General features: G+C 68.5%; 14 protein-coding genes. 2 read left to right on the top strand and 12 right to left on the bottom strand.

Going from position 1 to position 14549, the window contains the following annotated elements:
• Positions 1-4: 4 nt before the first annotated feature.
• Positions 5-358 (top strand): PRC-barrel domain-containing protein, encoded by a 354-nt coding sequence (locus DQG15_RS10925; protein WP_116085197.1) that lies wholly within the window; start codon positions 5-7, stop codon positions 356-358.
• Between the two features lie 6 nt (positions 359-364).
• Here the strand turns inward: DQG15_RS10925 and aroC are convergent, their stop codons facing one another.
• From aroC to petA, 5 genes are all read right to left on the bottom strand, one after another.
• Positions 365-1474, bottom strand: a complete 1110-nt coding sequence (aroC, locus tag DQG15_RS10920; protein WP_116085195.1) for a chorismate synthase — start codon at positions 1472-1474, stop codon at positions 365-367.
• Positions 1475-1506: 32 nt separating this feature from the next.
• On the bottom strand, positions 1507-2454 hold the full coding sequence (locus DQG15_RS10915) for a Gfo/Idh/MocA family protein (protein WP_116085193.1): 948 nt from the start codon (positions 2452-2454) through the stop codon (positions 1507-1509).
• A gap of 110 nt (positions 2455-2564) precedes the next feature.
• Complete coding sequence (locus tag DQG15_RS18790; protein ID WP_116085596.1) at positions 2565-3860, bottom strand: cytochrome c1; 1296 nt, start codon at positions 3858-3860, stop codon at positions 2565-2567.
• Positions 3861-3880: 20 nt separating this feature from the next.
• The gene (gene petB, locus DQG15_RS10905; RefSeq protein ID WP_116085191.1) at positions 3881-5242 is read right to left on the bottom strand and encodes a cytochrome b; all 1362 of its coding nucleotides are present in this window, start codon (positions 5240-5242) and stop codon (positions 3881-3883) included.
• A 13-nt stretch (positions 5243-5255) separates the two neighbouring features.
• Positions 5256-5837 carry a ubiquinol-cytochrome c reductase iron-sulfur subunit gene (gene petA, locus DQG15_RS10900; protein ID WP_116085190.1) on the bottom strand — a complete coding sequence of 194 codons (582 nt, stop codon included), beginning with the start codon at positions 5835-5837 and terminating at the stop codon, positions 5256-5258.
• A 282-nt stretch (positions 5838-6119) separates the two neighbouring features.
• Between petA and DQG15_RS10895 the strand changes: the two genes are divergently transcribed.
• The gene (locus DQG15_RS10895; protein ID WP_116085188.1) at positions 6120-6782 is read left to right on the top strand and encodes an outer membrane protein; all 663 of its coding nucleotides are present in this window, start codon (positions 6120-6122) and stop codon (positions 6780-6782) included.
• Between the two features lie 120 nt (positions 6783-6902).
• Here DQG15_RS10895 and DQG15_RS10890 read toward each other — a convergent pair whose 3' ends face one another.
• The 7 genes from DQG15_RS10890 to DQG15_RS10860 form a co-directional block, all read right to left on the bottom strand.
• Positions 6903-7961, bottom strand: a complete 1059-nt coding sequence (locus tag DQG15_RS10890) for an endonuclease/exonuclease/phosphatase family protein (protein WP_116085187.1) — start codon at positions 7959-7961, stop codon at positions 6903-6905.
• A gap of 73 nt (positions 7962-8034) precedes the next feature.
• Positions 8035-9420: an aspartate aminotransferase family protein gene (locus DQG15_RS10885; protein WP_116085185.1), complete on the bottom strand. Its 1386-nt coding sequence runs from the start codon at positions 9418-9420 to the stop codon at positions 8035-8037.
• Positions 9421-9469: 49 nt separating this feature from the next.
• The gene (locus tag DQG15_RS10880) at positions 9470-10552 is read right to left on the bottom strand and encodes a DUF3419 family protein (RefSeq protein WP_116085595.1); all 1083 of its coding nucleotides are present in this window, start codon (positions 10550-10552) and stop codon (positions 9470-9472) included.
• Positions 10549-11778 (bottom strand): CoF synthetase, encoded by a 1230-nt coding sequence (locus DQG15_RS10875; protein ID WP_116085183.1) that lies wholly within the window; start codon positions 11776-11778, stop codon positions 10549-10551. Before DQG15_RS10875 ends, DQG15_RS10880 begins: the two co-directional genes overlap by 4 nt.
• Positions 11775-12545, bottom strand: a complete 771-nt coding sequence (locus DQG15_RS10870; protein ID WP_116085182.1) for an MBL fold metallo-hydrolase — start codon at positions 12543-12545, stop codon at positions 11775-11777. The genes DQG15_RS10875 and DQG15_RS10870 overlap by 4 nt, the downstream gene beginning before the upstream one ends.
• Positions 12542-13513, bottom strand: a complete 972-nt coding sequence (locus DQG15_RS10865) for an NAD(P)-dependent oxidoreductase (protein ID WP_198665130.1) — start codon at positions 13511-13513, stop codon at positions 12542-12544. The genes DQG15_RS10870 and DQG15_RS10865 overlap by 4 nt, the downstream gene beginning before the upstream one ends.
• Entirely contained in the window at positions 13503-14480 is a 978-nt protein-coding gene (locus DQG15_RS10860; protein ID WP_116085178.1) for a 3-oxoacyl-[acyl-carrier-protein] synthase III C-terminal domain-containing protein, read from the bottom strand. The genes DQG15_RS10865 and DQG15_RS10860 overlap by 11 nt, the downstream gene beginning before the upstream one ends.
• Positions 14481-14549: the final 69 nt, after the last annotated feature.

Here is a 14549-nt window from a genome sequence, read left to right as displayed (position 1 = left end):
AGCCATGCTGTCCGGACCCGATACCGACCTCATTTCCTCGCAGGACGTCAACGGCACACGCGTCTTCGGCGCCGGTGGCGATCATGTGGGGGATATCGACCATCTCCTGATCGACAAGAAAAGCGGCCGCATCGCCTACGCGGTGATGAGCTTCGGCGGCTTTCTCGGGATCGGGGAAGATTTTCACCCGATCCCCTGGAGCGCCCTGACCTACGATCCCGAGCGTGGCGGGTTCGCCAGCGGGATCACGGCCGAGCAGCTCCAGAGCGCCCCCGACCGCCACGAAAACTGGCATCAGGACAGGTCATGGGAGGAAGCGTACTTCGCGCATTACGGTGCGCCGATGTACTGGATCTGAGCCGCGTCAGGCGGGGCCGATCCGGCCCCGCAGCCCCTCGCCCACCTGTCCGCGATGCAGGAGCAGGTGGTCGAGCATCACGCAGGCCGCCATCGCCTCCGCCACCGGCACGGCCCGAATGCCGACGCAGGGGTCATGCCGCCCCTTCGTGACGATCTCGGTTTCGGCGCCATCCTTCGTGATCGTGCGGCGAGGGGTGAGGATCGACGACGTCGGCTTCACCGCAAAGCGCAGTACGATGTCCTGACCGGTGGAAATGCCGCCGAGGACGCCTCCGGAGTGGTTGGAGTTGAAGACCGGGCCGTCCGGTCCCATCGTGATCTCGTCGGCATTCTCGTCGCCCTTGAGCGACGCCGCCGCCATGCCCTCGCCGATCTCCACACCCTTCACCGCGTTGATGGACATCATCGCCGCCGCCAGATCCGTATCGATCTTGCCGTAGATCGGCGCGCCGAGGCCCGCCGGGGCACCGGAGACCGCAAGCTCGATCATCGCTCCGACGGAATTGCCGTCCTTCCGGAGCGCGTCGAGATACCCGGCCCACTCCTCGGCCGCCACGGCATCGGGCACCCAGAACGGGTTCCGGCCCACCTCTTCGAGGTCGAACCGGCTCCGGTCTATCCCCATCTCGCCCATCTGCACCATGTAGCCGGTAATCTGCATCTGTGGCGCCAGCGCGGACAGCGCCGCCCGGGCAACACCGCCCGCTGCGACCCGCGCCGCGGTTTCCCGGGCGCTCGATCGGCCGCCGCCCCGATAATCCCGGATGCCGTATTTCTGCCAGTAGGTGATATCTGCGTGGCCGGGGCGGAACTTCTCGGCAATCTCGCCATAATCCTTCGAGCGTTGATCGGTATTGCGGATCATCAGCTGGATCGGCGTGCCGGTGGTCTGGCCCTCGAAGACGCCGGACAGGATCTCCACCTCGTCCGCCTCGCGTCGCTGGGTGGTGTACTTGTTCTGGCCGGGCTTGCGCCGATCGAGCCAGACCTGGATCGCTTCAGCATCCACCGGAACGCCGGGCGGGCAGCCATCGACCGTGGCGCCGAGTGCGGGACCATGGCTTTCGCCCCACGTGGTGACGCGGAAGAGATGACCGAATGTGTTCAGGCTCATGGGAGGGGCTCCTGTTGCCGCGTCCCGGAGACTTACTTGGCCGGTGCTCGTCTCTCAAGCCGGGCTATGACATTCGAGGCACGGATCGCGTCCGCGGGGGAGACGCAGCCCTCCCAGTTGCCCGTCCCGATGGCATGCAGGAAGGGGCGGATCCCCCGCCCGGCATCGGGAACGAGCCGGCCGAGTTGGATCGCGGGCCCGTCACCTTCGCGCAAGAGAAGCGTGCCGTCTTCGCACCACGCCCCGCCGCGAGTTCCGAGGACCTCGATGTCGAGCCGTGTTCGCAGGTCCGCCCAGCCTGTCTCTATCTCCGCGATGCCGGAGCGGAGGGGGAGGGTCGCAATGCCCGTGTCGGCAATGCCCCGTCCCAGGATGGAGATTTGGCGAAGATGGCCCGAATCTAAAGGCCCAAGGCCGAGCCAGGATAGCAGATCGACCGCGTGCAGAGCGAGATCGCCGAACGGGCTCGTGCTGGCGCGTTCGGGATCGGCAAGCCAGTGCGACTCGGGCAGCCATCCCGCACGAAGGCCGTCATGGGTGAACCGGATACGCGCGAAGGACACCTCCCCGAGCGCGCCGGCCCGAAGCCGATGGGCGAGCTCGGCCAAGGCAGGATAGGTTCGCAGGAAGAAACCGGTGTGGAACCGGGTGCCGCCGTCCACGATGCGGCGGGCGACGGGATCGGGGTCGATCGCCAGCGGCTTTTCGACGAAGAGCGGGCAGCCGAGGCGGAGGACGGCATCGACATCCCGCGCATGGTGGCGCGTTTCGGAGCATATGAGGATCCCGGCGAGATCCGGCGGGAAATCCTCCGGCGGGCAGATCAGTGCCCCGCTCGCGCGCGCCACCTCGCCCCGGAGATCTGGTTCATCGTCCCAGACGTGGGTGATGCGCGCGGTTCCGTCCTCCGCGATCACACGGAGATAATCCGCGACGTGGGGATGGGCCGCACCGAGAAGGGCGAGGGGAGCGGGGGTCATGTCGTCCTGACTGAAACATACCACACCGCGGAGGGCTCCACGCGCGGGGGCCTACGAAAAAGGGGCGCTCCCTTCGGAGCGCCCCTCGAAACTCGGCGGATGGAGGGGACTTACGCCTCTCCGTCACCTTTGTAGCGATGCTTGATCGGCGCCCAGACCCGCTTGTTCGTCAGGTAGAGCAGAACCGCGAGGAGGCCGAGGAAGATCACCGCGACGAAGCCGACCCGCTTGCGCTCCATCAGCTTCGGCTCGGCCGTCCACATCATGAAGGCCGTGACATCGAGCGCCATCTGCTCGACGGTCGCGGGCGTCCCGTCCTCGTACTCGACCAGCCCGTCGGAGAGCGGCGGGGGCATCGCGATGCGGCCGCCGGGGAAGGTCTCGTTGCCGTAGAGGATCGTGCCGGCCTGCTCGTACTCCTCACCGGTATAGTGCGTGAGAAGTGTCGTGACGTATTCCGGACCGCCGATCCCGTTGATGAACTGCGAGATACCGGTGCCGGCGGGGCCGTGGAAGCCGGTCCGGGACTTCGCCATCAGCGACAGGTCCGGCGCGTTCTCGAGGGAGGACGGCGGGAAGTGATCCGGCGGGGTCGCCGTGCGGAAATCGTCGAGATCCGGATCGAACACCTCGTAAAATGCCGCGTAGGCGCGAACCTGATCTTCCGGAAGGCCCGGACCGCTCTCGGCACTCAGCGTGCGGAAGGGAACATAGCGCAGACCGTGACAGGCAGAGCAGACCTCGGTGTAGACTTGGAGGCCCCGCTGAAGCTGCATCTGGTCGTAGGCGCCGAACGGCCCCTCGAACGAGAAGTCGTAGTTCACGACGTGACTGTCGTGCCCGCCGCCTTCGGAATGCGCCTCGTCGTCCTCGTGGCCCTCGGCTGCATGCTCTTCGCCAGCCTCGATGCCCTCGGCGCTGCCTTGTTCGGCAGCTTCGAGCGCGGGAGAGGTCTCTTCGCCATCTTCGGCGCCAGCGTCATCGCCCTCTTCGGCGACAGCCTCGTCTGCGCCCGAGTCTGCCTCTTCGGTGCCCTCGGGCTCTTCAGCGGCGTCTTCGGTCGCCTCGGCGTCCGTGGCCTCGGGCTCTTCGGTGGCCTCTTCGGTCACCTCGGCGTCCGTGGCCTCGTCAGCGTCGGCCTCGGGCGCCTCGTCCGCCGCGTCGAGGGTCGCCGCGTCTTCCGCGGGCTCCTCTTCGGCAGCGTCTTCGCCGTCCGTGGTGTCCGGTGCGGCGTCGACATCGTCCGCGTCAGACGGCGCCGCTTCGGCGTCCGCCTGCGGCGTCACGGTGGACGGCGCCACCTGTAGGACGGGCCGGGAGGGTTGGTCGGCGTCACTCTCCTGAGCGGCAACCGGCAAGGCGACACCTGCGGCGAGGACCGCCGCGATGGTCAGGGGTCGAAACATCGCGAAATCGTCCTTTCCGATCATTCCGCCGGGCTCTTCGCGCCGGGCACGAGCCCGCTCGTGGAGCTCTCGTGGGTTTCGCCGGGATAGTGAGCGGCGAAGTCGTCCTCGATGGTGGCGGGCTGGCGCAGCGGCTTCTCGAAGACGCCGAGCAGCGGCAGGACCACGAGGAAGTAACCGAACCAGTAGGCCGACGCGACGAGCGAGATCGAGGCGTAGGGCTCCTCGGCCGGCATGGCGCCGCACCACATCAGGACGAAGAAGTCGACGACGAGGCCTGCGAACCACCACTTGAACATCGGACGATAGCGTCCGGAGCGCACAGAGGAGGTGTCGAGCCACGGCGCCAGGGCCATGACCGCGATCGCGCCGAACATGGCGAGCACGCCGAAGAACTTCGCATCAACGAGGCCGAAGGTGATCCAGTTCGCCGCGATGACGATCCACACGTCGCCGGTAAAGGCCCGCAGGATCGCGTAGAACGGCAGGAAGTACCATTCGGGCACGATGTGCGACGGCGTCGAGAGGGCGTTCGCCTCGATGTAGTTGTCGGGGTGTCCGAGGTAGTTCGGCATGAAGCCGACCACGGCGAAGAAGATCACCAGGATCACGGCTAGGGCGAACAGGTCCTTGAGCACGAAGTAGGGCCAGAACGGGAGCGTGTCCTTCTCGGCCTCCTCCTTGGACGTGCGCCGCACCTCGACCCCGGTGGGGTTGTTGTTGCCGGTGGAGTGGAACGCCCAGATATGGACGATCACGAGACCGGCGATGAGGAACGGCATCAGGTAGTGAAGGCTGAAGAAGCGGTTCAGCGTGGCGTTGTCGACGGCGGGTCCGCCGAGGAGCCACGTCTGGATGCTCTCGCCGATGAAGGGGATCGCGCCGAACAGGCCGGTGATCACGGTGGCGCCCCAGAAGGACATCTGGCCCCAGGGCAGGACGTAGCCCATGAACGCCGTGCCCATCATCAGAAGATAGATGAGCATGCCGATGATCCACGTGACCTCACGCGGCGCCTTGTAGGAGCCGTAGTAGAGGCCGCGGAAGATGTGGGCATAGACCGCGATGAAGAACAGGGACGCGCCGTTGGCATGCATGTACCGCAGCATGAAGCCGCCGTTCACGTTGCGCATGATGTGCTCGACGGAGGCGAAGGCCATGTCGACATGCGGCGTGTAGTGCATCACCAGCACGATGCCGGTGACGATCTGCAGCGCGAGGCAGAAGACGAGAATGATGCCCCAGATCCACATCCAGTTCAGGTTGCGTGGGGTGGGGATCATGAGTGTGTCGTAGAGCAGACCGATCACCGGGAGGCGGCCGTTCAGCCAGCGCTCGCCCCGGGTCCTGGGCTCGTAATGGTCGTGCGGAATACCTGACATGGCGTCTCCCCCCTCAGCCCAGAACGATTGTTGTTTCGCCGTCGAACCCGGCGACCGGGATCGGAAGGTTCTCGGGTGCGGGACCGCGGCGGATACGGCCGGCGGTGTCGTAGTGCGAGCCGTGGCACGGGCAGAACCATCCACCGAAATCGCCGGCACCGTCACCGAGCGGGACGCAGCCGAGATGGGTGCAGACACCCATCATCACGAGCCATTCCTCGCTGCCCTCGTCGCCCGGAGGCGGCAGGGCGCGGTTGGGATCGGTCGCCGGGGCGGCCACGTCGATATTGGCGTTGCGGGCCACCGGGTCCTGCAGGTCGGACAGATCGACGGCGCGCGCGGCCTCGATCTCCTCCTCGGTGCGGCGCCGGATGAACACCGGTTTGCCGAGGTACTGGACCGTCAGCTGGGTGCCCGGCTCCACGGAGGAGACGTCGACCCGGATCGAACTCAGGGCCTGAACGTCTGCAGAGGGGTTCATCTGGTTCACGAGCGGCCAGACGGCCGCACCAACGGCGACCGTCCCTGCGCCCGCAGTTGCGTAATACAGGAAATCCCGTCGAGTGGCGGTGTGCGAATCGTCGGCGTGGGACAAGGAAAAGCTCCTCTCCTTGGCTGGCCCCGCCCGTTGGGGCCTCTTCGTCTCAATGGCCCCTGAGAGGGCCCATCCGTCATCGCTCCGGGGAAACACTCCACGGGCGGGTCGGGGCGGGTTTATGCCGACGGGGCGCCTCCGTCCAGTCGCCAATTGCGATTGTGGCGGCGCCAAAGGGTCGCAACCTCTCGCGTCACCCCCGTTCAGTTGCGCCCTTACAACGCCGCCGCCTTGTGCTAATCGCAGTGGAAATGTCAGCTTCTTCCCAACAGGACATGACACATGCGCAATCTCTCCATCGCCGCCTCGGCTGCTGTCCTTGTCACGGGCCTCACCGTCCTGCCTGCCGCCGCCGAGATCGAGCTCAGCTTCTACGGCGGCATCCAGGACGCCCCTCACAGCCGCGTCGAGGGCGATGACGGCACCGAGGACTTCAACTTCCTCGCGGACTGGGAAGGCCGTTCGGGCGAGGCGCCGCCGCATTACGGCATCCGCGCGACGTGGTGGCGTTCGGCGAATCTCGGCTTCGGCATCGAGCTCGACCACTCCAAGGTCTACGCTTCCGACGACACGCTCGAGGATGAAGGCTTCGACCAGCTCGAGATGACGGACGGCATCAACTTCCTGACGGCCAACGTCTTCTATCGCTGGCCGGGCCAGTTCGCCTCCGGTGCCATCACGCCCTATGTCGGGGCGGGCGCCGGCCTCTCGGTTCCTCATGTCGAGGTCGAGCGCAACGGCTCCGACACCTTCGAGTACCAGGTGACCGGTCCCGCCGTCGCGCTGATGGCCGGCGCGTCCTACGCGCTTGCCGAGTCCTGGTCGGTCTTCGGGGAGTACAAGGTGACCTACTCCTCCAACACCGCCGATCTCGACAATGGCGGCGAGCTGAAGACGGACATCGTGACGAACGCGCTCAACATCGGTCTGAGCTACAGCTTCTGAAGGCGCGCCCCGGCACGTCCTCTCGGGCACCTGCCGGACGACGGGACAGCATGAAAGCGCCGGACCCGTCGAGGCGGGCCCGGCGCTTTTTGTTTCGCGGGGGCGGCCTGGAGGAGCGCGTCAATGCGCCTCGGCCGGGCCTTCAAGCGCGGCGTCCAGCGTGGTGCGCGCTTCGGACATGTCGTCCGGCCGCAGCTCGGGCGCCTCCCGCCCGGACGGGCGATGACAGAGCGTGACCTCGACGGGGTAGTGGTCCGAACCGAAACCGGGGAGGACCTCCATCTCCATGACGGACAGGCCGCTTCCGTGCAGGACCTGATCGAGCGGCCATGACATCCACCAGGATTTCGCATCGTAGGTCGGAAGGAATCCCGAATCGTCCCGAGGGTCGATCAGCGCGCCGATCCGCTGGGTCCGCTCCACCGTCCGCTCCCAGGGCGTCGCGTTCATGTCCCCGGCAAGGATCACACCCGGCCCCGCCTCCCGCGCCCGAAGCGCGGCCCACATGAGCTCGGCGTCCCGCCCGGTCGAGGATTGCCCCGGATGCGGCGGCCGGGGATGCAGCCCGATGAAGCGCACGGTGTCCTCTGAAGGAAGCGTGACCGTCGCGAGGATGGCGGGGGCGTCCTGCTCCACGGGGTAGATGGTCTCCGTTCGGGACAGCGGCAGCCGGGAGAACAGGTGCATCCCGAAATAGCTCCCGGTGATCTCCGAGACCGTATGGGGCATCTCTTCGCTCAGTGCGGACAGCTCCTCGTCCCACCACTCGTTGGTTTCGAGGGCGAGCAGAAGATCGGGCGAACGGTCCCGGACGAGGCTAAGAAGACCGCCCGCATCGCGGTTCCGCAATTGCACGTTCGCGACCATGACCGAGATCTGGCGGTCCGGCTCGCAGGAAGCCAGCTCCCCGCGCGTGCCGAGGAAATAGGGACCGATCTTCACCGCGTTGTAGGCCAGAGCCGCAAGCGCTGCGGCCGCGAGCGTCGCGCGCACCCGGACGGGAACGGTGCGGGCCATGCCGATGAGAACCAGCAGGACAAGAAGCCCGATGGCATATTGCAGCCGCGGGAAATCCGTCATCCGGATCCACCAGCGGTTGGTTTCGATGAGCGCGACGAAAGATACGGCCGCGAGGCCGAGCGTTCCGAGGATGAGCGCCCATTTGATCAGGTTACGCATGGGCGCTCCTTTGGAGATTGCGTCGCGAAGGGCCGGGGCGAGGGGTCTGTCCCCGCTCCGGCCCTTCGTGGGTTCAGCCCTTCAGGCCCTCGGCCTGCACCCACTCCCATGTCCGGTCGATGACGCGGGTGAGACGCGCGAGGATCGCGTCCACGTCCTCCTCGGTCACGATGAGCGGCGGGCAGAGGGCGAGCGTGTCGCCGGCATTGCGGATGATGAGCCCTTCCTCGTGGCCGATCTCGAAGGCGCGTGTGCCGACCTTGCCGATGGGATCGAACGGGGTCTTCTTCGCCTTGTCCGCCACCAGCTCGACCCCCGCGATGAGGCCCGCGCCGCGCACTTCGCCGACGAGCGGATGATCCTTCAGGATCGCGAGGCCCTCCTGCAGGCGCTCGCCCATCCGGGCCGCGTTGCCGACCAGATCCCGCTCCTCGATGATCGCGAGGTTCTCCAGCCCCACCGCCGTGGCGACCGGGTGGCCGGTGGCGGTGTAGCCGTGGCCGAAGGTGCCGATGGTGTGGGTGTTGTCGGCGATGGCGTCGTAGACCTTCTCCGAGAACAGGATCGCCGCGAGCGGCAGATAGGAGGAGGTGAGCTGCTTGCTGGTGACGAGGATGTCCGGCGTGAAGCCGTACTTCTGGCAGCCGAACGTCGTTCCGAGGCGGCCGAAGCCGTTGATGACCTCGTCGGCGACGAGCAGGATGTCGTACTTCTTGCACAGGGCGGCGATGCCGTCCCAGTAGCCCTCGGGCGGGGGCATGACGCCGCCGGCGCCCATCAGGGGCTCGCCGATGAAGGCGGCGATGGTGTCCGGATCCTCGCGCAGGATCGTCTCCTCCGCCTCCGCGATCAGGCGCTTCGCGAAGTCCTGCTCGCTCTCGCCCTCATGGCCGAAGCGGTAATGGTGCGGACAGGTCAGGTGCACGACCGGGATGGCCGGCAGGTCGAAATCGCGGTGATTGTTCGGCAGGCCGGTGAGGCTGCCCGAGGCGATGGTGATGCCGTGATACCCCTTCGTCCGCGCCAGGAACTTCTTCTTCTTCGGCCGGCCGAGGGCGTTGTTCATGAACCAGACCATCTTGATGACGGTGTCGTTCGCCTCGGAGCCCGAATTGGTGAAGAAAACGCGGGTCAGCCCCTCGGGCGCCATCTCAACGAGCTTCTCGCCGAGCCGGATCGAGGGCTCGTGCGCCTTGTGGGTGAAGGAGTGGTAATAGGGCAGCTTCTCCATCTGCGCCGTCGCGGCCTTCACCAGGCGCTCCTCGGAGAAGCCAAGTGCCACGGACCACAGGCCGGACATCGCCTCGATGTAGTCGCGTCCCTCGCTGTCGAAGACGCGCACCCCCTCGCCCCGCTCGATGATGAGCGGACCGCGCTGCTCGTGGGCGCGCGCATCGGTGTAGGGGTGAAGCGCGGTGGCGAGATCCGCCTGCGCCAGCGAGTTCGACCGGGTCGTCATGTCGTGGCCTCCATCAAGTGAGCGTTGCGGCCATCTGTAGTCCCCTGCGTCAGCCGGTGAAACCCCGGCCGCCAGGGATCCGCCCCGCGTGGATCCGGTAGACGATGGCCCGGTCGCATTCGGAGAGGTGCGCGGAGAGGGCCGGATCTTCCTCCGCGTGTGCGGGCCGCGGCAGTTCGTTCAGGAACGTCCGCTCCGCGTAGCGCGCGCCCGGCGTGGCGGCCGCAGCGATCCTCTCCCAGAGCGCGGCATGCGTGGCGGCATCGGTATACGAGCCGAAATCGGAGAGGGAGAAGGCGTCGAACCCGGAGAGCGCCCCCTGCCCCAGATCCCCGATCCCGCCGGTGACGATGCGGATCCGGTCCAGCCTTTGGCGGGTGAGGGCGATGGCCTCGGGGCGCAGATGCAGCGGCAGCGCGGCAGCGTCGTGCCGCCCCCTCAGGATCAGGGAGGCGAAGTCGCTGTCGCGAAACAGGAACCGGGCCGAGGCGCGACGGAAGGCGCCGGCCAGTCGCTGCTCCACCAGGGCCGGTGAGGGCAGAAAGGCGCCTCCCGGCTCTCCGACGATCCGCGTCCAGACCCAGCGCCGCGCCAGAAGGCGGATCGCCCCGCGCCAGAGCCGATCGTCGAAGTCGCGCTCCCAGATCGCCGCCTGCTCCTCTACGCCACCCGCCGCGAAGAGGCGCGCGATCGCCCGGCCCCGGTACAGCCCGTTCAGCCGCGCGCCGATTCGCAGGACCTTCTCCCACCGCCCGGCATACCAGACACCGCCCAAAGCCAGTCGTTCGCGCGGCTCCCAGAAGGCGCGCCCCTCGCTCTCCATCGCCTGCAGGACGCGGGCATGGAGCGCGGCGCGGGTCTCAGCCGGAGCGATCCCGAGATAGGCCGGGATCTCCGAATCGTCCAATGCCCGGAATGCCGCGATCTTCAACCGAAGGAGCGCGTTCTGCGCCGGGTTCAGATCGAGCGCGACGACCTCGCCGGGATCCGCCATCAGCATGTCGAGCGGCCGCCCCCCGCTGCCGGTCAGGCACAGGACGCGCGCGGGCGGGCCGTCCTGCGTGAGGGCCTCGACCTCGGTCGCGCCATCCTCATTCGAGGAGGTGAAGTTGAGGGCGTCGAAGAAGCTCACGGCAGTGCGCGACGCACGCGGCGGCGCTTCTCTCCGGGCGCCTCCGCGGGCCACCCCTCTCGCACTTCGACCGAGGCCGAGATCCCGCGCCCGGCCAGCAGCCCCTCCAGAGCACCAGCCGCCTCGCGCTTGGCGTCCTCTGGCGCGTGCGCCTCCAGCGACAACCGCAACGTCTCGGGCCCTGTCTGCTCCAGCCTGAAATCCGAAATCCGCCGGTCCGCCCCGATGACGGCGTTCCTCAGGATATCCGGCGTCAGAAGCACGCCTCCGATCCGGAGCGCATCGTCCATCCGGCCCACCACCTCCTCCACCGCCAGAAGCGGGGAGCCGCAGGGACACGGAGCCTCGGACAGGCGCAGAAGATCGTTCATCCGATACCGCGCCATGATCTGCACGTGTCGCCGGAAGCCAGTCACGAGCGGGGAAACGAGGCCCTCTCCCGCCGGTTCCAATTCGAACAGCGTCGCGTCTTCGGCAAGGTGCAGCGTGCCATGCGGGCAGGTGACGCCGAGCAGCCCCTCCGTCGCCATGTAGATCTGCCCCAGCGTCCCGCCGAGCCAGTCTTCGATGGCCGGGCGATCGGCGGGATCCAGCACCTCGCCGGCCGAAAAGCAGCGGCGGGGCGGCGCCATCCGCCCGGCAAGATGCATGAGGACGGAGGGCGGCGCGACCAGCGTGGTCGGCGCGAACCGGACGAGGTCGTTCTCCCAGGCGCCCGGACCCGCCTTCAGATCGAAGAACCGAAGGCGGGTGCGCCCGGCGCCGTTGGCCGCGTCGTAGAGGCGAGTATGGGTCGGCAGGAGGATCGCCACCCGCTCCGCCCGCCGCCAGATGTCCGGCAGAGCCTTTGCGAGGATCGCGCCGAGCCAGTCCGCCCGCTCCGCCTCGTCGATGACGTAGAGGCCCTTGTTGCCGCTGGTGCCCGTGCTCGCGCCGACGGTGAGGTCTCCGATCCGGCTGTCGTCCTCGATGGCGTCCCATGCCGCCTCTGCCGTCACGCCGCGGGAGTTGAAGGCCACGAAATCGGCCATGAGGATCGCCTTGTCGGTGACGGGCAGGTCGGTGAGACGGTCGGGGGCTTTTGCGTAGAACGGCGCGCGGGGCAGATCGCGAGTGAGCCAGCGGGCGAGCCGCCGCGCCTGCCACGCCTCGAAGCGCGCGCGGGAGAGGCCGGGGCGCGTGACCCTGGCGGTCAGGGCGTAGGAGGCGGCAGCCCGGAGGATCATGCGTCGTGCCTCCCTTTGCCGGGCTCATGACAGAGCACGACATCCCCGCCCCCATCGGCGAACCGGCGGACGGCCTGCGTGCTCTCCCTTGCCGCGTGCCTGTCATCAGCGACCCACATCGCTGGCGCACCGGGCGCCCGGCCCGGCGCGAGACCGGCGACGCACCATTGCACGTCTGCCGCATAGAGAAGCGGGGGATCGCACCGCGTGAAGACCAGCCCCCGTTGCCCCGCGGCATGGCCGGGCAGTGGAACTGCGAGGCAGGAGCCGTCCCCGAAGACATCCGCGCCCTCCGGCAGGCCGTGCGGGGCGGGACGGTGCGGCAAGGTTTCGTACGCAGTCCGGCAGGCGGGCCAGTCCCGCGGCAGAAGCGCCGGAAACACACCGTGGCGCAGGCCCGGCGTGACGCCGGGAGCGAAGATGCGGGCATGTGCGAGGTCCGGCAGGCCGCAGACGTGATCGGCGTGCAGATGAGTGAGAAGGACCCAAGAGACGTCCCCGGGCTGCGCCCCCTTCTCCGCCAGCACCTCCTGCCAGGTTCCTCCGCGGAGGAGACGGGGCCTCAGCAGCTTGGCATAGATCCCGAGCGCGCCCCGTTGCCCGAAGAGAGCCGGTCCGTAGCCAAGATCGATCAGGCCGAGCCCCGCCTCCGGATGCTCGGCAAGCCCCCACCGCACACGCAAGGGGACCCGCGTCAAGCGCCCGCCTCGGAGTACGAGCCGCTCAGGCGCGCTGACGGTGGCGGAGGTGTGGAAGACCGGGATCATCGGAATGTCCGCTCCAGCCCCTCGGCGAAGGGGATGCCCGGACGCCAGCCCAGGAGAGTGGCAGCGCGGCTGAGATCGAGCGATTGGGCATAGGCGAAGAGCCCGGCGGAATAGCGGGTGACGCGGGGCTCCCGCCGGGTGATCCGCGCCGCCGCCTCGGAGAGGCGCGCCGCTGCGAGGACCGGCCCGAGCGGCATCTTCCGCCAGCGAACGCCGATGCCGGCGTGTCCCGCGGCTGCCTCCACGATCGTCCGCACCGGCAGCACCTCGCCGCCCGAGACGTTGACCACCTTCCCCTCCGCCGCCGGCCCGGCCCGGAGCGCCGCGAGCACGGCGGACACGACATCCTCCACGTGGGTCAGGTCGATCCGTGCGGCACCGTCTCGCAACTCGGGCAGCGGCCCGGTTGCAGCGGCACGGAGAAGGCGGGGAAGGAGCGCCGTGTCCCCCGCCCCGTAGATCCCGCGTGGCCGCAGGATGACCGGACCAAGGTCCGGGCTTTCGAGAACGAGACGCTCGGCCACGGCCTTGGTGGCGGCGTAGTGATTGATGGCTCGCGGCAACGGCGCGTCCTCCCGGAGGCCGATCTGGTCGGCCATCCGGAAGGCGACGCTGGGGGTGGAGATATGGACGACCCGTCGCGTGCCGGCCTCCCGCGCGGCGGCGAGCACGTTTCGGGTCGCCACGACATTCGCGCGCTCGAAGGCGGCGCGGGGGCCGAAGGGAGCGGAGAGCGCGGCGCAGTGGACCAGGGCGCGAGCTCCTCCCGAAAGGGCCGTACGCACCTCCTCCGGCCGGGTCAGGTCGGCGGTGCGGACCTCGAAGCCCTCCGAGGCCAGGCCACCCAGCCGCCCCCGGTCCCGACCGATACCCACCGCCCGGATGCCGTCCACCGCGAGACGCCGCAGGACGGCGCCGCCGAGGAAGCCGGTGGCGCCGGTGACGATGACTGGACCGTCAAAGGGCAAGGGCCAGCCCGCCGAAGGAGACGCCGGCAGAGGTGCCGAGGAGCAGCACCTTCGCGCCCTCTCCGGCCCGGCCCTCCCGGATCGCGATGTCGAGCGCGGTCGGGATCGAGGCGGCGATCTGGTTGCCGTGCGTCCGCGAGATATCGACCACACGCTCCTCCGGCAGCCCCAGATGCCGGACCATGTGCTCGAGCGCATGGGGAGAGGCCTGATGCGGGACAACGAGGTCGATCTCGTCCAGCGACCAACCCGCCTTCGCCAGAAGCGCGTCCACGAAGCCGCGAAAATGCCGCGCCGTCACGCGAAAGAGCGCAGGACCGTCCATGGCGAAGCGGGAATGGGCGGCGAAGGTTTCGGGCTCGGCATGGTAATCGATCCGCGTGCCGCCCGCGCCGATCTCGCAGGATTCGTAGGCGGACGGGTAGGTCCGCATGAGGAAGCGCGGCCCCTCCCCCGGCCCGATCACAGCGGCCGCCGCCCCGTCCCCGAAAAGCGCGGCGACGTCGGGCTGGGCCTCCCACGGCAAGGCGCGGCTGGCGATTTCGGAGGAGATCACGAGCGCCCTCTTCGCCTCCCCCGCCGCCACGGCCCGCGCCGCCATGTCCCACGCCGCGAGGAAGGAGAGACAGGTGGCGTTGACGTCGTAGGCCGCCGCCCGGCCGTCCTCGATCCCGAGCGCGCGCATGTAGAGCGGCGCGGTCGCGGGAAGCGTCTGGTAGGGAATGCCGGACGCGGAGAGAACCAGATCGATCCCGGATGGCGCCACGCCGGCGGCGTCGAGCGCGGCCCGTGCCGCCGCGGCGCCAAGCGAGATCTGATCCTCGTCGCCAGAGACATGGTACCGCGCGGCCACGCCGCTCCGCGCTTCGAGCGTACCGGGAGGGAGCGACAGGCGCGCATCGAGTTCGGCCGATGTGTGGCGCGCCGCTGGCAGCGCGTGACCCGTTCCGAGCAGTCCCGGCGGCATGGAACGTCTCCTCCCCTCAAGCTGACCTAACAGATCGGTACGGCGCGGGGCCTTCGCAACTCTTCCGGC

It is taken from the genome of Tropicimonas sp. IMCC34011 (assembly GCF_003390865.1).
Taxonomy (GTDB): Bacteria; Pseudomonadota; Alphaproteobacteria; order Rhodobacterales; family Rhodobacteraceae; genus Tropicimonas_B.
Note: the sequence above shows the minus strand (reverse complement) of the source record. Positions and strands in the feature narration are given on the sequence as shown.

Coding starts and splice junctions, on each gene's coding strand:
- DQG15_RS10860 (WP_116085178.1), bottom strand. CDS start 14,480: ATGCCGCCGGGACTGCTCGGAACGGGTCACGCGCTGCCAGCGGCGCGC.
- DQG15_RS10925 (WP_116085197.1), top strand. CDS start 5: ATGCTGTCCGGACCCGATACCGACCTCATTTCCTCGCAGGACGTCAAC.
- petB (WP_116085191.1), bottom strand. CDS start 5,242: ATGTCAGGTATTCCGCACGACCATTACGAGCCCAGGACCCGGGGCGAG.
- DQG15_RS10875 (WP_116085183.1), bottom strand. CDS start 11,778: ATGATCCTCCGGGCTGCCGCCTCCTACGCCCTGACCGCCAGGGTCACG.
- DQG15_RS10890 (WP_116085187.1), bottom strand. CDS start 7,961: ATGCGTAACCTGATCAAATGGGCGCTCATCCTCGGAACGCTCGGCCTC.
- DQG15_RS10895 (WP_116085188.1), top strand. CDS start 6,120: ATGCGCAATCTCTCCATCGCCGCCTCGGCTGCTGTCCTTGTCACGGGC.
- DQG15_RS10885 (WP_116085185.1), bottom strand. CDS start 9,420: ATGACGACCCGGTCGAACTCGCTGGCGCAGGCGGATCTCGCCACCGCG.
- DQG15_RS18790 (WP_116085596.1), bottom strand. CDS start 3,860: ATGTTTCGACCCCTGACCATCGCGGCGGTCCTCGCCGCAGGTGTCGCC.
- DQG15_RS10915 (WP_116085193.1), bottom strand. CDS start 2,454: ATGACCCCCGCTCCCCTCGCCCTTCTCGGTGCGGCCCATCCCCACGTC.
- aroC (WP_116085195.1), bottom strand. CDS start 1,474: ATGAGCCTGAACACATTCGGTCATCTCTTCCGCGTCACCACGTGGGGC.
- DQG15_RS10870 (WP_116085182.1), bottom strand. CDS start 12,545: ATGATCCCGGTCTTCCACACCTCCGCCACCGTCAGCGCGCCTGAGCGG.